Genomic DNA, 18,168 nt, shown 5'->3' with positions numbered 1-18,168 from the left:
CTACCGGGCAGATCCCGTTTCCGTCCCTGCTCCCGCTCCCGCCTCGAGTCCCGGGTAATCCGCGACGATCCCGTCGACGCCCGCCGCGGCGAGGTCGTCGAACTGGAGCCAGCTATCGACGGTCCAGACGTTGACCGCACGGCCCTCCTCGTGGGCCACCTCGACGACGCTCAGTTCGGGTTCGTCCGTCGGGAGCCCGTCGTACGGATTCGCTCGCGAGCGCGGTGCCCGCGATCGCGTTCCGCGGCGGGTGGATCGCCTCGCAGTCGTACCGGCGGGCGATCTCGAGGCCCGCCTCGAGGTCGTCCCAGACGAGCGGTGCGGCCGCGTAGTCGGCGGCCTCCCGAAGGGCGGCGAGCGCGCCCTCGCAGAACGAGGAAAAGAGGAGTTCGCCGTCGAAGGCCTCGCAATCCTCGAGGACGCGCTCGACGAACGGCCGCCACAGCTCCCGCCGCTTCTCTCGGGCGTCCGCCGGCAGTGACTCGCCGACGCGCAGGTCGGCCGCCCCTGGGTTCTTCAGTTCGACGTTGATCCCAACCGTCTCCGGGACGGCCTCGAGCAGCGCCGACAGCGTCGGGATCGACTCGTCGGTCCCCAGCACCGACAGCGACTCGAGCGTCTCGAGGGGTGTCTCCCGGACCAGTCCCGAGCCCTCGGTTACGGGACGGCCCTCCCTCGTTCCGTCGAGGCGCTCGTCGTGGAAGACGACCGGGGTTCCGCAGGCGGCTGGCTGGACGTCGATCTCGAGCATCGCGGTTCCCTCGCGCTCGGCGGCGTCGACCGCCGCGGCAATCGTGTTCTCGGGGGCGACGCCGGCGTAGCCGCGGTGGGCGATGAGGGTTGGACTGCGCATATCGACGCCCACGGCGGCGAACCCTATCAGTAGTTGGCAGTGCGGTATCGGCTCCCTGTGCTTATCTTACCGGAGGCCGAAGGAGAGCGCCGTGTCTAACGAAGGGAAGGGTCGGATGGACTCGACTAAGCTGGCCATGGGGATTGCGCTCGGACCGCCAGCAGGGTTCTTCTCGGGCTCGCAATAGACGATATCGGGATCGGTCTGCTCATGGGTTCGATTCTCGGTATGGCTCTCGGTATCGTCTGGAGTCTAACGTAACGGGCCACTACGCGCGAATAGTGGACGTTCACTCGCGGACGTAGTTAGCGACTCCACCGCTTTGCGTACCGCTCTACCGTACGGCAGCGCCCTCAGGGTTCGCCTGCCGGGTTGCCTTTCAATACGCTACCGGCCGAACCGGTGGCGTATGACAGACACGACGCTGGACGACGTCGAACGGAACCTGGGCCGCGTCGAGGACCTCGAGCAGGAGGAGGCGATCTCCGTGCTCCAGACGGCGAAGCGGGACCTCGAGGCGATGAGCACCGACGGCGACGTCGACGAGGAGCGCCGCCAGGCCCTCGAGGACCGTCTCGATCAGCGGCTACGGGAGATCGAGGAGCGCGACGCCTACGACGGCAACCTCGGCGAGGCGATGAACCCCGAGGACCACGACGCGCCCTGACGCCGCCGGAGAACCCGGCGAGATCGGCCGACCCCCCACCGTTTTATTCCGCTACCGTCCCGAGAGATGCGTATGCGAATCGCACTACTGGGCGGCACGGGCGACATCGGCGAGGGACTCGCGCTTCGGTTCGCGCGGGACACCGATCACGAGATCCTCATCGGCTCTCGAGACCCCGAGAAGGCCCGCGAGGCGGTCGCGGAGTACGAGGACGTCCTCGAGGCGATCGGCGCCGAGGCGACCGTGAAGGGCTTCGTCAACGAGATGGCCGCGGATCGGGCCGACGTCGTCGTGCTCTCGGTCCCGCCGTACTACGTCGGCGACACCGTCGAGGCCGTCGCGGACGTCCTCGATAAGGACACCGTGGTGGTCACGCCCGCGGTCGGGATGCAGGGCGACGACGACGGCCTGCACTACCATCCCCCGAGCGCCGGCAGCGTCACCGAACTCGTCGCGAAGCGCGCGCCCGACGGCGTCCCCGTGGTCGGCGCCTTCCACAACCTCGCGGCCGGCGCGCTCACGGACCTCGAGTTCGAGCTGGATCTGGACACGCTCGTGGTCGCCGACGACGAGGACGCCAAGCGAACGGTCCGCTCGCTGGCCGAGGAGATCGAGGGCCTCCGGGCGCTCGACGTCGGTCCGCTGGCGAACGCGGCCGAAGTCGAGAGCGTCACGCCGCTCGTCATCAACCTCGCCCGGTACAACGACGACCTCCACGACGTCGGCGTCCGGTTCCGCTAGCGAGCGGGCTCCGACTCGGTGCCGGGGTCGACCTCGGCCTCGAGTTCGGCTCCCGACAGCTCCTCGAGCGAGCGCAGCGTCTGGAGGAACCCGTCGGCGTCGACGGGTTTCGTGAGCGCGTCGTCGACGGGAAGCTCGTCGAGGCCGAGCACCCGGTCGCGGTCCCGGGCCGGGTGTCCGGTGAGCACGATCAGGGGGATCCGCTCGAGGGCGGGCGTGCCCTCGACCTCGGTCGCGACCTCGTCGCCGTTCATCCGCGGCAGTTTGAAATCGAGCAACACGAGATCGGGGCGAGGGGCGTCGGCGAACTCCCCGCGCTGGTAGAGAAAGTCGAGCGCCTCGGTCCCGTCGGTGACGACGTGAAGCGCGTGTTCGATCGGCGTCATCCGTAACGCCTCCTTCGTCAACCGCACGTCGCCGGGGTTGTCCTCGACGAGGAGGATCTCGAGCGACGCTGGAAATTCGCCGACACCATCCGACATACACGTAGCTGGGAACGCCTCCCCCATGCAGCCGGTGCCTGTTATTTCAGGCATTGAAGTCCCCGTCGACGTTCGAACCCGCGGTCGCGCGGGCGAACGGCCCGTCCACGGCAACCCCGGGCGACGGCCGGATCCGCCTCCCCGGTGTGGTCCGCCGACTCGAGGGTCGGGGGCGCGACGAGAGCGCGTCGCGGAGACACCTCTCTCGACGGGTAGACGACGAAAAGAACAGCTCGCGGTCGGGGACGTCGCTTACGCGCCGGCGTCCTCGAGGGCGCCCTCGAGGTCCTCGCGCTGAGTGACGCCGACGAACCGTTCGACGACGCCGTCGTCGTTCTCGATGATCAGGGTCGGCAGGGACCGCACCTGGTACTCGTTGGCGACGTCCTGCTGCTCGTCGACGTTTACCTTCTCGACTTCGAAACGGCCCTCCCAGTCGTCCTCGAGCTCCTCGAGGATCGGGTCCTGGGTCTTGCAAGGGCCACACCAGTCTGCGTAAAAGTCCTTGAGCGTGACGGACATGTGATCAGGGGTACTTGCCGCGCGCCGCGCATAAGGGTTTCCCACCCGGGGGTGTTTCCCGCTTTCGCGGATCCGGACGCGAGGGGAGAGTGGAGATCGCACGAATCGAACCGGATCGGCCCCGCCTCGAGGGGCCGTTCGACCGAGGGCCGGCTGACACCGACGGCGGCGTCGGCGAGTCGTTCACCGTCGAAAGCTTTAGTTCAGCCCGTCACGATGGTGTACGTATGGATAAAGGGCAGAACTCCGGCGGGCTGATGTCCAGCGCCGGACTCGTCCGGTACTTCGACACAGAGGACTCGAACGCGATCCGAATCGATCCGAAGACGGTCATCGCGATCGGGGTCATGCTCGGCGTGATCGTCCAGCTGCTGACCTTCGTCTCCTAGATCTGCCCCGTTCCGCGGGAGCTCCCGTCGGTTCGGCGCGGCTCCGCGACGCGGCGCTTTTGTCGGTTCGCTCACTACCCGACAGCCATGTCACTGACAGCCGGCGTCGTCGCCGTTCAGGGCAACGTCGACGCACACGCGACCGCGATCGAACGCGCGGCCCGGAACCGCGGCCGCGAGGTCACCGTCCGCGAGGTCCGCGAGTCGGGAATCGTCCCCGACTGCGACCTGTTGGCGATGCCCGGCGGGGAGTCGACGACGATTTCACAGCTGATCCGCGAGGAGGGGATCGACGCGGAGATCCGCGACCACGTCGCGGCCGAGAAACCCCTGCTTGCGACCTGCGCCGGGCTGATCGTCGCCTCGAGGGACCCGAACGACGATCGGGTCGACGCGCTCGGGCTGGTCGACGCGACCGTCGAGCGCAACGCCTTCGGCCGCCAGCGGGACAGCTTCGAGGCGCCCCTGGAGGTAGACGGCCTCGAGGAGCCGTTCCCCGCGGTGTTCATCCGCGCGCCCGCCGTCGACGACGTCGGCGGGGTCGACGTCCTCGCGAGCTGGGACGGACGCCCGGTCGCGGTGCGCGACGGCCCCGTGGTCGCCACGGCCTTCCACCCCGAGTTGACCCCCGACAGCCGCCTCCACGGGCTCGCCTTCTTCGAAAACGGCGCGTCGATCGGGCCCGAACTCGAGCGCTCCGCGTAGTCCGTCCGCGGTGGGGCGGCGGATCGACCCCGTTCGTGCAAGCATGTGCGACCGAACACGTTTTTCCGCTGCCACACGTCGGTCCGTCTATGGACGCAGCTATCGACGCCGTCCGCGTCGCGGGAACGCCGCAGGGGCCGGTGCCCGTCGTCGTCCTCGAGGTCGAGGACGAGGACGACGTCGTGCCGATCTTCATCGGGTTCAACGAGGCGGTAAGCATCGACCGCGGGCTCGAGGCCGAAGACATCGGTCGGCCGCTGACCCACGACCTGCTGCTCGACGTGATGGAGGAGCTGGGTAGCCGGATCGAGCGCGTCGTCGTCAGCGAGATCGAGACGGGAGCCGACGGTCGTGGGGGCACCTACATCGCCGATCTCCACCTCCGAACTCCCCGCGGCGAGACGGTGATCGACGCGCGTCCGAGCGACTCGCTCGCGCTCGCGGCCCGGACGAACGCTCCGATCGAGATCACCGAGGACGTCTTCGAGGACGGCCGAGACGACAGGGAGAAGTTCGAGCACCTCGAATCGATTCGCGACGTCTCCGGTGAGTTCTGAATGGACGACACGCTCGAATCACTGTTCGCCGTCATCGAGGATCGCAAGGAAACGCTGCCCGAGGACTCCTACACCGCGTCGCTGTTCACCCACGAGAAGGGGGAGAACGCGGTGCTCGAGAAACTCGGCGAGGAGAGCACCGAGCTCGTACTCGCGGCCAAAGACGACGACCGCGAGGAGATCGCCGCCGAGTCCGCCGACATCGTCTACCACCTGCTCGTGTTGCTGTCGATGAAGGGGATGGACCTCGAGGATCTCGAGGCCGAACTCGAATCCCGGCGCTGATACGGTCCACTGTACCGGTTTCACGGCGCAACCGCGGAACGCTCGCGGTCACGCCGTCGCTGACGGACGCCAGTCCGAGACCGCGACGGCGCCGGAACGCCCGTGGCCTGCGAGTGCCCGGCCCAGGTTGATTGCTCCGACGGCCGTCGTTCCGTCCGCATGGCAGTCCAACAGATCGAACACGCCGACGATCACATGCAGGAGTGCATCGACAACTGCCTCGAGGCCGCGCAGGTCTGCGAGTGGTGCGCCGACGCCTGCGCCGACGAGGGCGAGGGGATGGCTCGCTGCATCCGCCTCTGTCGGGACGTGGCCGATATCGCGTCGCTGCACGCGCGTTTCATGGCCCGGAACTCGGGGTATCACCAGGAGCTTGGCGAGCTCTGTGCGGACCTCTGCGAGGAGTGCGCCGAGGAGTGCGAAGGCCACGACCACGACCACTGCCAGGCCTGCGCGGAGATCCTTCCCGAGTGCGCCGAGAGCTGTCGCGAGATGGCGTCGGCCTGATCGAGATCCCCTTTTTTGTGATCCGGGACCCGGCGAGGCAGCGCTAGTACCGCCGTCCGGCGGGCTCGGAGGGCCCGGAGTTGAGGAGGCCGCCGACGGCGCCGGCGACCGCGCTCTCGAGGGCCATCACGAGCGAGATCGCCAGCGCGCCCAGGAAGATCCCCGCGCCGGCGAGCCCGCCGAGGGCGCCGCCGACCGGACCCCCGGCGAAGCCGGCGACGCCGACGACGAGCGCGAGGAGCGCGCCCCCGACGATGCCGCCGAGAGCACCGGCGAGCAACCCGTGCCAGAAGCCGCTCCCGAGGCCGCCACCCGCGAGGTAGCCGGCGACGAACCCCCCGATCAGCCCCGCCGCTAGCTGGCCGACGCCCGGAAGGGTCAGGCCGACGATTCCGAGAACGGTGATGACGAGAAAGCCGACGATCACGGAGCGCCAGTCTGTCATACCCGAACGTACGCTCGCGCGGCCATAACCCTCGGCGTGGCGACTGCCGGCCGCGATCTGACGCCGTCGACACCGACGCGGGATAACGAACGACCTTTTACGATCGCGGGTTCTACCTGAACGCATGATTTTCGAAGACCTTCCGACCACGCCCACGTCGGAAGAGCTGATCGACAAGGCGTTCTCGCGGGCGGCGCGGGCTGGGAAGGCCAAGGGCGGCCTCGAGGCCCAGCAGTCGATGCTCCAGACGGCGGCGAACATCATCTCGGACAACCTGGAGAACGTCGTCACGGCCTGGCCCGACTTCGAGTACGACGCTCACCCGTTCTACTACGAACTCGCGGACGCGATCCTCGAGAAACCCGACGCCGCGGACGCCGACTCCGGCGTCGACGCGCTCCGGCAGAGCCTCTCGGAGGTGATGTGGGCCAGCCGCAAGGCCCGCGAGATCCACGAGGAGTACCAGCCGAAGCTGCGCAAGACCGACATCGACACCGCGCGCAAACATCGCAAGCAGGCGTTCGCCCGCCTGGCCGACATCGTCGAACAGGTCGAGGACGACCTGCTGTGGATCAACGAGGCGCGCAACGCCCTGCGGGACCTGCCCGAGATCGACCCCGAGGAGCCGACGATCGTCGTCGCCGGCTACCCCAACGTCGGCAAATCCTCGTTCGTCAACGACGTCACGAACGCCCGCGGCGAGACGGCCTCCTATCCGTTCACGACCAAGGGAATCGGGCTCGGTCACTTCGAGGGGGCGGACCTGTCCGCCGAATCGGAGCGGACCGAACGGTCCGCGATGCGCGATCACATCCGTTACCAGATCGTCGACACGCCCGGGCTGCTCGACCGCAAGCCCGACGAGCGCAACGAGATCGAGTCCCAGGCGGTCAGCGCGATCGAACACCTCGCCGACTGTATGCTCGTCGTCCTCGACCCCAGCGGGGAGTGTGGCTACCCCCTCGAGTCCCAACTCGAGTTGCGGGACGCCATCGCCGCGCAGTTCGAGGCCGTCCCCGTGTTCACGATCGCGAACAAGGTCGACCGGGCCGAGGGCTGGCCCGACGACCTCGAGGGCGAGTACGATCGCGCGATGAGCGTCGAAACCGGCGAGAACGTCGAACGGGTGCTCGAGGCGGCCGTCGAGGCGATCGACTACGAGCCCGAGCTTCCTTTCGAGGAATGAAGGGGCCCGGGATCCTCTGGATGCTCCAGACGGCGGCCGGCTTCTCGATGGCCGGGCCGCTGTTTTACCTCGGGAGCAGTCACCTGTTCTCGGGGCGGTACGTCTGGGGCGCGGGCTTTCTGCTCTGCGGACTGCTCGTGCTTTACTTCCCGAGCTACCTCGTCGACCGCATCGGCGGACCGCGGACCTGGATCCGCCGACGGCTCGGCCGCGGCGACGGAGCGAACGAGGACGCGACGGAGTCCGGCGACGCGACCGACGGGATCGGGGTTCGGTCCCGCCTCGAGCGGTTCCGCGGCCGCTGATCACTCCTCGAGGATGGTGACGTACCGGATTTCGATCTCGACATCGTCGTCGGCGGCGTGTTGCTCGACCCGCTCGCGAATCTCCGATCCTAACCCCGGCGCGGTTTCGCCGGGTGGCCCCCCGATGGTGATGACCACCCTCTGGGGGCTCTGTATCGGGTAGTTCTCGTCCATCACGACCTGGATGTCGAGCAGCTGGTACTGGGAGTACGCCTCGGCCTCGAGCGCGGCCGTCACCTCCTCGTTGACGTCCTCCTCGAAGTTTCCGGCCTGATACGAGGAGTACGTGATCGCGCCGAGAAACACCGCGAACACGAGGACGATCACGACGAGGCCGACGATGCGCTTTCGAACCCGCTTTTCGGTCTGGCCGAGTTCGAACAGCGACTCCGGTCGATAGCCGAGATACCACAGGGTCAACAGCCCGGCGAGGTTCACCGAGAGCACGTTGACCAACACGAGCGCGGTCGACCCGATCGCGGCGGTGGGTTGTCCCCAGGCGATCGCGACGCCCGCGGCCGCGGCGGGCGGGATCAGCGCCGCCGCGATCATGACCCCGACGAGCGCGACCGAGATCCCGGTCGCGATGCTGACGATCCCCGCGACGCCGGCGCCGAGCGCGACCACCAGCGAGAGCAGGTCCGGAGCGAGGCGCTCGGAGATCTCGCCGACCTCCGAGATGTCGAGACCCGGTGGAACGATGTTCGTGACCTTGACCATCCAGGCGAAGACGGCCGCGGCGCCGATCGCGAAGACGATCCCGACGATCTGGTAGGTCACGCTCTCGACGAACAGCTCCTCCTCGTCGATCACCGAGCCGACGCTGGCGCCCAGCGCCGGCCCGATCAGCGGCGCGATCACCATCGAGCCGACGACGACCGCGGGCGAGTCCAGCAACAGTCCCGACGTCGCGACGAGGGAGCTGATGATCGTCATCGTCGCGAAGACGGCAAACGTCGGCGTCAGCGACTCCGCCTCGGTCTCGAGTTCCTGCCGGGAGATCCGGTCGGACTCGACGTCCCCCTCCTCGTACTCCTCGCGAAGCGCCTCGAACCGCCTCGAGACGACTGTTTCGGCGTCGACAACGACCGTGTACGCGTCCTCTCCGACGCCGGCGTCTTGCAGCTCGTCGAGCACCGGTTCGACGGCCGGATCCGGCAGGGGGAAGTAAACGACCGCCGCGTACTTTCGATCGCTCTCCTCGTCGGTCACCACGTAGTCGACGCCGCGATCCTCGAGCGCCTCGAGGATCGTCCGTCGCTTGCCCGTCGGAACCGTCAGCTGTACGAGCCGCACGTTCCGTAGCTCAGAACCCCCGTCCCCATAACTTCGAACATTTCGACTGCGGATCGACCCGGGTTCGTCGGGTGGACCGTCCCGGTCGTCGCTTCCGAGGGGGTGCGTGAACTATACCTGTCCCGCGTTCGTCCGGCGCCGTATGAGCCACCGGGTAACGGTCTCGCTCGACGACGACGCGCACGCGGCCCTCGAGACGCTCGCCGGCGAGACGGGGAAGGGACGGAGCGAACTCGTTCGGCGCGCGCTGTCGTTTTACGCCGCCAACTTCGAGGCCGCGAACGAACGGCCCAGCGACAACCTAGAACAGTATTACCGGATGCTTTCCTCCGGCGAGCACGTCCTGCTCGACGTCGACTTCCTGCACGCATTCCTCGAGCACTGCTACGCGGGCGGGGATCCGGATCCGGCGTTCGTCGAGGCGGCCGACCGCGTCTCGGACTACCACGCCCGGGAGTACGAAACTCGGTTCGAGGACGTCGGCGACCTCCTCGAGTGGCTCGCGTTCTGTGGCTTCCTCGAGGTGCGCGACGAGGCCGACGGCGTCTACCACGTCGTCTTTCCCTCGGAGGCGATCCAGTGGTTCATGACCCGCTTTATCGAGCGCAGCACGACCGAACTGCCGACGGCGCTCGAGATCGAACGGGGCGTCTCGAAGACGATCATCGCCGAGCGATCGGACGGCGAGTAGCTCGCCCCGCGGTGGGGCGGGCGCATCCGTCTTCATACTCGATCATACCGAACGGTGTCGACGGTGCAGCCGTATGAGTGCGTCTCAACAACCCTTATGCGGCTCTCGGAGAGCGAAGGGTGTGTGCACTCACCATGGGTATCGGAGACAGGTTGAAGACGATCGGACCGGGCGCGCTCGTCGCGGCGGCGTTCGTCGGCCCCGGAACCGTTACGACCGCGAGCGTCCTCGGCGCGGAGTACGCGTACCTGCTCGTGTGGACGATCGCGTTCTCGATTCTGGCGACGATGGTGCTCCAGGAGATGAGCGCGCGGCTCGGCCTGATCACCGGCGAGGGGTTGGGCGAGGCGTTCCGGAGCGAGTTCGAGCACCCCTTCGCGAAGGGGGCGACGGTCGCGCTCGTCGTGAGCGCGATCGGGATCGGCACGGCGGCGTTCCAGACGGGTAATATCGTCGGCGGCGCCGCCGGTCTCTCGACCATTACCGGAGTAAGTGAAAACGTCTGGGGACCGCTGATGGGCCTGGTCGCCGCCGCGTTGCTCTGGACGGGAAACTACGAGCTGATCGAGCGGGTGTTCGTCGGCCTCGTGGTCGTCATGGGGCTGGCGTTCGTTCTCAACGCCGTCGTGGTTCGGCCGGACCTCGAGGCCCTCGGGAGCGGACTCGTCCCGACGGTTCCCGAGGGGTCGGCGTACCTGATCGCCGGCCTCGTGGGAACCACCGTGGTCGGCTACAACCTGTTCCTGCACGCGAGTACGGTTCAGGAGCGCTGGGACGGCGCGAGCGATCTCGGCGAGTGTCGCACCGACACGATCGCGATGGTCGCCGTCGGCGGGATCATCACGACCTCGATCGTCGTCACCGCCGCCGCGGTGTTTCCCGAGGGAACGCGGATCGCCGACGTCGGCGAGATGGCCGACCAGCTCGAGCCCGTCTTCGGCGGCTACGCGCTGACGCTGTTCGCGATCGGGCTCTTTGCCGCCGGTTTCACGAGCTCGATGAGCGCGCCGCTTGCGGGCGCCTACGCGACGGCCGGGGCGCTGGGCTGGGAGCGAGATCTGCAATCGAACCGCTTTCGCGCGATCTGGGGAACGATCCTCGCGGTCGGGATCGTCTTCTCGGCGCTGGACTACAATCCCGTCGAGGTGATCGTCTTCGCGCAGGTGGCCAACGGTCTGCTGCTCCCGATTCTGGCGGTGTTCCTCATCTACGCGATGAACAACGACGACTTGCTCGGCGAGTACACCAACAGCACGCTCCAGAACGTCCTCGGCGGACTCGTCACGCTCGTCGTGATCGGTATCGGCCTGCAGACGCTGTACGACGTCCTCGTACTATGAACGACGCACACGACACCTCGGAGAGACGGACGGTATCGGCGAACACCACCGCAGCAGTTACGGACGGCGGAGCGCCCGCCGCCTCGAGCGAGACCCGGATCGGCGTCGACGTCGGCGGCACCTTCACCGACGTCGCGCTGTCGGTCGACGACGACCTCGTCACCGCGAAGGTGCCGACGACCCCCGACCAGCACGTCGGCGTCCTCGAGGGGATCGCGAAGGCCTGCGACGAGACGGGGATCGATCCGAGCGAGATCGACGCCTTCGCCCACGCGATGACCGTCTCGGTCAACGCCTTGCTCGAGCGTGGCGGCGCGAAGACGGCGCTCGTGACGACCGCGGGCTTTCGCGACGTCCTCGAGATCGGCCGCCAGGACCGCCCCGATCTGTACGATCTGGAGGCCGAAAAGCCCGTTCCACTCGTTCCGCGGCGGCGACGGTTCGAGATCGACGAGCGAACGACCGCCGAGGGGGTCGAGCGACCGGTCGACCCCGAGGAAGTACGGGAGCTCGCGGCGACGCTTCGGGAGCGAGACGTCGAGAGCGTCGCGATCTGTCTGCTCCACGCCTACGCCGACCCCGAGAACGAACGCCGCGTCGCCGAGATCCTCCGCGAGGAACTCGAGGTTCCCGTCTCCGCGTCCCACGAGGTGCTCGCGGAGTTCCGCGAGTTCGAGCGCACCTCAACGACGGCGGTCGACGCCTACGTCCGGCCCGCGATCGACCGCTACGTCGGTCGGCTCGTCGACGAGGCCGCCGACGCGGGGATCCCGGCGCCGCGGATCATGCAAGCCAACGGCGGGATCGCCGACCCCGAGACGGTTCGCGAGCGCGCGGTGACGACGACCCTCTCGGGGCCGGCCGCGGGCGTCGTCGGGGCCGCGGCGACCGTCGACGACGCCGACGTCGAGGGGCTCGTGACCTTCGACATGGGCGGAACCTCGAGCGACGTGAGCCTCGTCCGCGACGGCGAGGCAGAGCGAACGACCGACGCCGAGATCGACGGCCTCCCGATCCGAACCCCGATGGTCGACGTCGATACCGTCGGCGCGGGCGGTGGGTCGATCGCCTGGGTCGACGCGGGCGGTGCCCTTCGAGTGGGGCCGCGATCCGCGGGTGCAGAGCCGGGCCCCGCCTGCTACGGGAACGGCGGCGCGGAGCCGACCGTTACCGACGCCAACGTCGTGCTGGGCTACATCGGCCCCGACACGGCGCTGGGCGGCGAGATGACCGTAGACGTCGACGCTGCCCGCGAAGCGCTCGCGGCCCTCGCCGACGAGGCCGGCCTCGAGAGCGCGCTCGAGGCCGCACGCGGGGTCTACCGGGTCGCGAACGCGACGATGACCCGGACGATCCGGTCGGTGACCGTCGAGCGCGGTCACGACCCCCGCGAGTTCGCGCTCGTCGCCTTCGGCGGCGCGGGGCCGATGCACGCCGCGGCGCTGGCCGACTCGCTCGAGGTCGACCGCGTCGTCGTCCCCCGTCCCGGCGGCGTCCTCTCGGCCTTTGGCCTGCTCGCGGCCGACGAGGGCTACGACGCGGCTCGAACGGTCCGCACTGCGCTCGACGAGGCCGAGCCGGACCGGCTCGAGGGTGTCTACGACGAACTCGTCGCGGACGTCCTCGCCGACGCCACCGATCCCGACGCCGCGACGGTCGATCGCGCGGCCGACTGCCGGTACGCGGGCCAGAGCTTCGAGCTGACGGTCCCCGTCGCCGACTCGTTCGACCCGAGCGCGGTCGGGGAGCGGTTCCACGACGCCCACGAGCGGACCTACGGCTACCGGATGGACGAGGCCGTCGAGGTCGTCACGCTGCGGGCGTCGGCGACCGTCGCGGGCGCGTCGCCGACCGTCCGCCACGAGGGGGGCGGCGACCCCCGAATCGGCACGCGAGAGGCCCACTTCCCCGACGTCGGCGCGGCGGAGACGGCCGTCTACGACCGCGACCGTCTGGAGCCCGGCGCGACCGTTCGGGGTCCCGCGGTACTCGAACAGGCCGAAAGTACGACCGTCGTCCCGCCCGCGTGGGAGGGCGACGTCCACGAGGACGGAACGCTCGCGATGACGCGAACGGAGGCGGACCGATGAGCGAAAGTACCGACGCGACCGACGACGGTATCGACCCGGTCACGCTCGAGGTGTTGCGCAACCAGCTCGAGGGCGTCGCCGAGGAGATGGGCCAGACCCTCATCCGCGGGGCGTACTCGCCGAACATCAAGGAGCGACGGGACTGCTCGACGGCGCTGTTCGACGCCGACGGACGGATGATCGCTCAGGCCGAGCACATCCCCGTTCACCTGGGCGCGATGCCCCAGGCGGTCGACGCCGTCCGCGAGCGCGATCCCGAGCCCGGCGACGTGTTCGTCCTCAACGACCCCTTCGCCGGCGGCACCCACCTGCCGGACGTGACGATGGTGTCGCCGATCGCCCCCGCCGCGGAGTCGCCGGAGGAAGACGGACTCGAGGACCGCAGTATCGTCGGCTACGCCGTCTCCCGGGCCCACCACGCCGACGTCGGCGGGATGGTCCCCGGCAGCATGCCCGCGGGCGCCCGCGAGATCTACCAGGAGGGGCTCCGGATCCCACCTACGCGGCTCGTCGCCGACGGCGAGATCCGCGAGGACGTCCGCTCGCTGGTGCTCGCGAACGTCCGCAACCCCCGCGAACGGCGGGCCGACCTGCGGGCCCAGCTGGCGGCCAACGACCGCGCCGCCGACCGACTCGCCGACCTGTTCGACGAGCACGGCCGGGAGACGGTCCTCGAGGGGTTCGACGCCGTCATCGACTACTCCGCCGAACGGATGCGCGAGCAGGTCCGGGCGCTGCCCGACGGCACCTACGAGGCGAGCGACGTCCTCGAGGGCGACGGAATCACCGACGAGGACGTCGAGATCAGCGTGGCGGTGACCGTCGACGGCGAGGCGATCGCGGTCGACTTCGCGGGGACGGCGGCCCAGCTCGAGGGCAACCTCAACGCTCCCCTCGCCGTGGCGACGAGCGCGGTCTACTTCGTCGTTCGCTGCGTCACCGACCCCGAGATCCCGCCGAACGAGGGCTGTTACGAGCCCGTCTCGGTTCGGGCTCCCGAGGGGTCGCTGCTGAACCCCGAGGCGCCCGCGGCCGTCGTCGGCGGGAACGTCGAGACCAGCCAGCGGGTGACCGACGTCGTCTTCGCGGCGCTGGCCGAGGCGGCGCCCGATCGGGTCCCCGCGGGGAGCCAGGGGACGATGAACAACCTCACCGTCGGCGCCCGCGACGGCTCCTTTACGTACTACGAGACGATCGGCGGCGGGTTCGGCGCTCGAGCGGAGCGGGACGGGATGGACGGCGTCCAGGTCGGGATGACCAACACGCTCAACACGCCCGTCGAGTCCATCGAGACGGAGTACCCGCTCCGGGTGGAGCGCTACGCGCTGCGGCCCGACAGCGGCGGCCGCGGCCGACAGCGGGGCGGACTCGGCCTCGAGCGGGCGCTCACCGTCGAGACCGAGGCGACCGTCTCCCTGCTGACCGAGCGCCGTCGTCACGCCCCCGGCGGCGTCGCGGGCGGCGAGGACGGCGCCCGCGGCGAGAACCTGATCGACGGCGAGTCGGTGCCCGCGAAGACGACCGTCGACGTCGAGCCCGGGACCACGGTGACGGTCCGGACCCCTGGCGGGGGCGGTCACGGCGATCCCGACGAGCGCGACGCCGACGCGCTCGAGGCGGACCGCGCCGACGGAAAGCTCACCGAGGACGGCGCCGATGAGTGATCGAGCGGGCGATCGAGCGGTTCGGCTGGGGCTGATCGTCCCCTCGTCGAACACCGCCGCGGAACCCGAGTTCCGTCGGTTCGGTCCCGACGGGACGACCGTCCACGCGTCGCGGATGCCCCTCGAGTCGGTCACCGTCGACGAACTCGACGCGATGAGCGACGACGCGGTTCGGGCGGCCGAACTGCTCGCCCACGCCGACGTCGACGCGGTCGCGTACGCCTGCACGACGGGCAGCCTGATTCACGGCCCGGGGTTCGACGCCGAACTCGAGGCCGACCTGGAGTCCGCGGCGGGCGTCCCCGCCGTCGCGACGGCCCGTTCGGTGGTCCGGGCGCTCGAGGCGCTCTCGGCCGATCGGATCGCCGTCGCGACCCCCTACACCGCCGTCCTCGACGAGAAAGAACGGTCGTTCCTCGAGGCGGCAGGGTTCGAGGTCGCGACGATCGACGGCCGGGGGATCGCGGCCAACACCGAGATCGGCGCGCTCGAGCCCGCGGACGCGCGCCGGCAGGTGCTCGAACTCGCCGCCGCGGGCGTCCTCGAGGACGTCGACGCCGTCTTCCTCTCGTGTACGAACTACCGGTCGCTCGCGGCGGTGCCGGAACTCGAGGCCGAGCTCGGCGCGCCGGTCGTCACGAGCAACGGGGCGACGCTGTGGGACGTCTGCCGCGCGGCCGACGCGACAGTCGAGGCTCCCGGACGGCTCTTCGAGCGGGCGTAGGTCGCGGCGTCGCGCTCGCGGTGCTTATATCCCGGGGCGCGACTACGGCTACACATGTTCGACACGCGTCCCGACCGCGAGGCGGAGGTCGCCCTCGTCGGTCGCTCGAACGTGGGCAAGTCCACGCTCATGCGCGAGATCACTGGCCACAGCTTCGACACCGGGGGCAAACCGGGGGTTACCCGCGAACCGAACCACTTCGACTGGGCCGCCGAGGACTTCGTCGTCACCGACCTGCCCGGCTTCGGCTTCATGAGCGGCGTCGACGAGGACCGCCGCGAGCGGATCAAGACGGATATCGTCCGCTACCTCGAGGAGTACGCTGACAACGTCCTCGTCGGAATCCTCGTCGTCGACGGAAAGAGCGTCATCGACATCATCGATCGTCACTCGGGGCCCGACGAGATCCCCTACGACGTCGAGATGTTCCACTTCCTGCGCGACCTCGGGATCCCGACGGTCGTCGCGGTCAACAAGATGGACAAGGTCGACGACCGCGACGAGCGCCTGAACGAACTCTGTGATCGGCTGGGGCTGCTCCCGCCCTGGAAGCAGTGGCAGGAGACGATCGCGCCGATCACCGCCAAGAAGGGGCGGATCGGCCCCCTGAACGAGGCCGTCCGCGAGCACCTCCACGAGCACAACCGGGACGACCTGTTCAAGTTCTTCTAATCCCCGACCGAGGTCGGACCCGTTCGGACGGCCTCGAGGGGGCTCCGGATCCGCGGACGGCGGCGAACCGGGCGCGATAGCACCGAACCCCTAGGTTATGCAGTCGTTTCTCGCTTCGCGAAGCCGTTAGAAAAACGATAATTATCCCGGGCGGGAGCGTCGGTGCGGTATGGGCAATCGTCAACGAATTGGAGTAACCAGTCGGCGCGGACTCCTGGGACTCGGCGCCGGGGGGATGCTCGCGCTGGTCGGCGCCGGGACGGGCGCCGCGAGCGGCGAGACCGACGACGGGACGAACGGACGGGTCGTGTTCGTCTACGACGACAGCCGGCGCGCGGACTGGGAGCAGACGTTCCCGGTCCACCGGGAGGAGGACGTCCCCGCCTGCTGTGCCGCGGTCGCCGAGTACGTCGGCACGAGCTGGGGGCTGCTCCCGGAACACCTCCGGGAGATGGAGTCGGCGGGCTGGGAGATCATGTCCCACACCGCGAGCCACATCGTCGTCGGCAACCTCTACCTGACCGCCCCCGCGGCGCCGGACGACGAGCGCCTCCGGGTGAACGGGAGCTTTCTGGCCGACCACGACGGCGAACCGATCGCCGTCGGAACCGACGAGGGGACCGTCGAGAACGTCGTCGCCGGCGGCGGCGAGGACGACGACGGCTTCTTCCTCGAGCTCGAGGATCCGGTCGGCGAAGCGTTCGCGGCCGGGGAGACGTTCGTCCGCGTCGCCGACGAGCGAATCCGCGAGGAGGTCGTCGGCTCGAAGGACGCACTCGAGGAGATGGGCGTCGACGTCGACTCCTTCGTTTCCCCCTTTGGCCGCAGCGAGGGGCTCGTCGAGGAGCTCGTCGAGGAGCACTACGCCAGCTTCGCGAACCGCGAGGGGAACGGACCGAACGAGATCGGGGACCTCGACCCGTACGAGCTCGGCCGGACCAGCATCGACGGCCGATCCTCGAGCGAGTCCGACATCGAGGCGTTCTACGACGAGGTCGCCGCCGGCGACTCCCTCGGAATCGTCGTCGGTCACAGCCAGTTCGAGGAGACGACCGCCGAACGGGTTCGCTTCGCGATCCGCGCGGCGAAAGCCCGCGACCTCGAGATCGTCACCCTCCGCGAGGCGCTGTCGGATTTCGGCGTCGGCCCCGCGGAGACGCCCGAAGGCGACGGCGAGACCGCGGCGGGCGACGACTCGGGGGGAGAGTCGGACGCGGAGAACGCGTCGGGGACCGCCCCGAACGGCGACGACTCGGGGACGGATCGCCGGGCGAGCGCCGACGAGGATGGCGTCGCCTCGACGATCCGGAGCAACGGTCCCTCGATCGCCGCCGGAACGGGGCTGCTGGCTACGGTCGGTCTCGCGGGACGGGCCGCCTACCGCCGGCTGAACGGCTCGGACGGCCCCGACTGAGCGCGGTCGCCGACTCGAGGCGCTCGGGACCGATCAGTCCGCCGAGACCGAGCAGCTCCCCTCGTAGGCGACGTCCTCGACGGAGTCGATCTCCGGGTCGTCGCCGCAGACCGGACACTCGGGGTTCGCGCGAACGTCGACGGAGTCGAAGGTCATCCCCATCGCGTCGTACATCAGCAGGCGCCCCTCGAGCAGGTCGCCCGCACCGAGCAGGTACTTGACGACCTCCGTCGCCTGGATGCAGCCCACGGTCCCCGGCAACACGCCCAGCACGCCCGTCGTGGCGCAGTCGGGGACGGTTCCGGGTTCGGGCGCCTCGGGGAAGATACAGCGGTAACACGGCGGGTCCTCGTCGCCGCCGCGGTCGTTCGTGAACGTCGTCACCTGTCCCTCGAAGCGGTAGATCGCGCCGTGAGAGAGCGGCGTCTCGGCGAGCACGCAGTGGTCGTTGAGCAGGTACCGGGTGCCGAAGTTGTCGCTGGCGTCGAGGACGACGTCGTACCCGTCGACCAGCTCGTCGACGTTCTCGGCGGTGATGCGGGTCTCGTAGGTCTCGACGTCGACGTCGGGGTTCAGCGCCGCGACGTAGTCGGCCGCGCTGTCGACCTTCGGCCGACCGACGTCGCCGTCGCC

General features: G+C 69.2%; 21 protein-coding genes and 1 pseudogene. 16 read left to right on the top strand and 6 right to left on the bottom strand.

What is annotated here, in order from left to right; genetic code table 11:
- Positions 1-853, bottom strand: a pseudogene (locus tag C492_RS03225) (glycerophosphodiester phosphodiesterase).
- A gap of 409 nt (positions 854-1,262) precedes the next feature.
- On the opposite strand from C492_RS03225, the gene C492_RS03220 reads away from it, so the two are divergent.
- On the top strand, positions 1,263-1,520 hold the full coding sequence (locus tag C492_RS03220) for a hypothetical protein (RefSeq protein ID WP_008420447.1): 258 nt from the start codon (positions 1,263-1,265) through the stop codon (positions 1,518-1,520).
- A 72-nt stretch (positions 1,521-1,592) separates the two neighbouring features.
- A complete protein-coding gene (gene npdG, locus C492_RS03215; RefSeq protein ID WP_008420446.1) occupies positions 1,593-2,261 on the top strand; it encodes an NADPH-dependent F420 reductase in 669 nt (222 codons plus the stop codon).
- On the opposite strand, the gene C492_RS03210 is transcribed toward npdG, so the two are convergent.
- Complete coding sequence (locus tag C492_RS03210) at positions 2,258-2,743, bottom strand: response regulator (RefSeq protein WP_008420445.1); 486 nt, start codon at positions 2,741-2,743, stop codon at positions 2,258-2,260. The two genes, npdG and C492_RS03210, sit on opposite strands and share 4 nt — an antisense overlap.
- A gap of 252 nt (positions 2,744-2,995) precedes the next feature.
- Entirely contained in the window at positions 2,996-3,265 is a 270-nt protein-coding gene (locus C492_RS03205) for a thioredoxin family protein (RefSeq protein WP_008420444.1), read from the bottom strand.
- A gap of 227 nt (positions 3,266-3,492) precedes the next feature.
- Here C492_RS03205 and C492_RS03200 point away from each other — a divergent pair, with 227 nt between their 5' ends.
- The 5 genes from C492_RS03200 to C492_RS03180 all read left to right on the top strand — a co-directional run bounded on the left by C492_RS03200 (position 3,493) and on the right by C492_RS03180 (position 5,708).
- Positions 3,493-3,654, top strand: a complete 162-nt coding sequence (locus tag C492_RS03200) for a preprotein translocase subunit Sec61beta (protein WP_008420443.1) — start codon at positions 3,493-3,495, stop codon at positions 3,652-3,654.
- An 87-nt stretch (positions 3,655-3,741) separates the two neighbouring features.
- Positions 3,742-4,359, top strand: a complete 618-nt coding sequence (gene pdxT, locus C492_RS03195) for a pyridoxal 5'-phosphate synthase glutaminase subunit PdxT (RefSeq protein ID WP_008420442.1) — start codon at positions 3,742-3,744, stop codon at positions 4,357-4,359.
- 89 nt (positions 4,360-4,448) lie between these two features.
- Positions 4,449-4,916: a bifunctional nuclease family protein gene (locus tag C492_RS03190; RefSeq protein ID WP_008420441.1), complete on the top strand. Its 468-nt coding sequence runs from the start codon at positions 4,449-4,451 to the stop codon at positions 4,914-4,916.
- A complete protein-coding gene (gene hisE / locus C492_RS03185; RefSeq protein WP_008420440.1) occupies positions 4,917-5,201 on the top strand; it encodes a phosphoribosyl-ATP diphosphatase in 285 nt (94 codons plus the stop codon).
- A 159-nt stretch (positions 5,202-5,360) separates the two neighbouring features.
- Entirely contained in the window at positions 5,361-5,708 is a 348-nt protein-coding gene (locus C492_RS03180) for a four-helix bundle copper-binding protein (protein WP_008420439.1), read from the top strand.
- A gap of 43 nt (positions 5,709-5,751) precedes the next feature.
- Here C492_RS03180 and C492_RS03175 read toward each other — a convergent pair whose 3' ends face one another.
- Positions 5,752-6,153: a DUF5518 domain-containing protein gene (locus tag C492_RS03175; RefSeq protein ID WP_008420438.1), complete on the bottom strand. Its 402-nt coding sequence runs from the start codon at positions 6,151-6,153 to the stop codon at positions 5,752-5,754.
- A 124-nt stretch (positions 6,154-6,277) separates the two neighbouring features.
- Here C492_RS03175 and C492_RS03170 point away from each other — a divergent pair, with 124 nt between their 5' ends.
- Both C492_RS03170 and C492_RS03165 read left to right on the top strand, forming a co-directional pair.
- The gene (locus C492_RS03170) at positions 6,278-7,339 is read left to right on the top strand and encodes an NOG1 family protein (protein ID WP_008420437.1); all 1,062 of its coding nucleotides are present in this window, start codon (positions 6,278-6,280) and stop codon (positions 7,337-7,339) included.
- Positions 7,336-7,644 carry a hypothetical protein gene (locus C492_RS03165; protein ID WP_008420436.1) on the top strand — a complete coding sequence of 103 codons (309 nt, stop codon included), beginning with the start codon at positions 7,336-7,338 and terminating at the stop codon, positions 7,642-7,644. Before C492_RS03170 ends, C492_RS03165 begins: the two co-directional genes overlap by 4 nt.
- On the opposite strand, the gene C492_RS03160 is transcribed toward C492_RS03165, so the two are convergent.
- On the bottom strand, positions 7,645-8,940 hold the full coding sequence (locus tag C492_RS03160; RefSeq protein ID WP_008420435.1) for a TIGR00341 family protein: 1,296 nt from the start codon (positions 8,938-8,940) through the stop codon (positions 7,645-7,647).
- Positions 8,941-9,082: 142 nt separating this feature from the next.
- Between C492_RS03160 and C492_RS03155 the strand changes: the two genes are divergently transcribed.
- The 7 genes from C492_RS03155 to C492_RS03125 all read left to right on the top strand — a co-directional run bounded on the left by C492_RS03155 (position 9,083) and on the right by C492_RS03125 (position 17,535).
- Complete coding sequence (locus tag C492_RS03155) at positions 9,083-9,631, top strand: ribbon-helix-helix protein, CopG family (protein ID WP_008420427.1); 549 nt, start codon at positions 9,083-9,085, stop codon at positions 9,629-9,631.
- 134 nt (positions 9,632-9,765) lie between these two features.
- Complete coding sequence (locus C492_RS03150; RefSeq protein ID WP_008420424.1) at positions 9,766-10,971, top strand: Nramp family divalent metal transporter; 1,206 nt, start codon at positions 9,766-9,768, stop codon at positions 10,969-10,971.
- A complete protein-coding gene (locus tag C492_RS03145) occupies positions 10,968-13,061 on the top strand; it encodes a hydantoinase/oxoprolinase family protein (RefSeq protein ID WP_008420423.1) in 2,094 nt (697 codons plus the stop codon). The genes C492_RS03150 and C492_RS03145 overlap by 4 nt, the downstream gene beginning before the upstream one ends.
- Positions 13,058-14,725, top strand: a complete 1,668-nt coding sequence (locus tag C492_RS03140; RefSeq protein ID WP_008420422.1) for a hydantoinase B/oxoprolinase family protein — start codon at positions 13,058-13,060, stop codon at positions 14,723-14,725. The genes C492_RS03145 and C492_RS03140 overlap by 4 nt, the downstream gene beginning before the upstream one ends.
- The gene (locus tag C492_RS03135; RefSeq protein ID WP_008420421.1) at positions 14,718-15,449 is read left to right on the top strand and encodes a maleate cis-trans isomerase family protein; all 732 of its coding nucleotides are present in this window, start codon (positions 14,718-14,720) and stop codon (positions 15,447-15,449) included. The genes C492_RS03140 and C492_RS03135 overlap by 8 nt, the downstream gene beginning before the upstream one ends.
- 54 nt (positions 15,450-15,503) lie before the next feature.
- A complete protein-coding gene (engB, locus tag C492_RS03130) occupies positions 15,504-16,121 on the top strand; it encodes a GTP-binding protein EngB (protein ID WP_008420420.1) in 618 nt (205 codons plus the stop codon).
- Positions 16,122-16,356: 235 nt separating this feature from the next.
- A complete protein-coding gene (locus tag C492_RS03125) occupies positions 16,357-17,535 on the top strand; it encodes a polysaccharide deacetylase family protein (RefSeq protein ID WP_008420419.1) in 1,179 nt (392 codons plus the stop codon).
- A gap of 33 nt (positions 17,536-17,568) precedes the next feature.
- On the opposite strand, the gene C492_RS03120 is transcribed toward C492_RS03125, so the two are convergent.
- Positions 17,569-18,168 (bottom strand): HesA/MoeB/ThiF family protein (locus C492_RS03120; protein WP_008420418.1); only part of this gene is annotated, 600 nt, incomplete at its 5' end.

Source organism: Natronococcus jeotgali DSM 18795, from assembly GCF_000337695.1.
GTDB classification, from domain to species: domain Archaea; phylum Halobacteriota; class Halobacteria; order Halobacteriales; family Natrialbaceae; genus Natronococcus; species Natronococcus jeotgali.
This window is presented reverse-complemented; position numbering and strand designations above follow the sequence as displayed.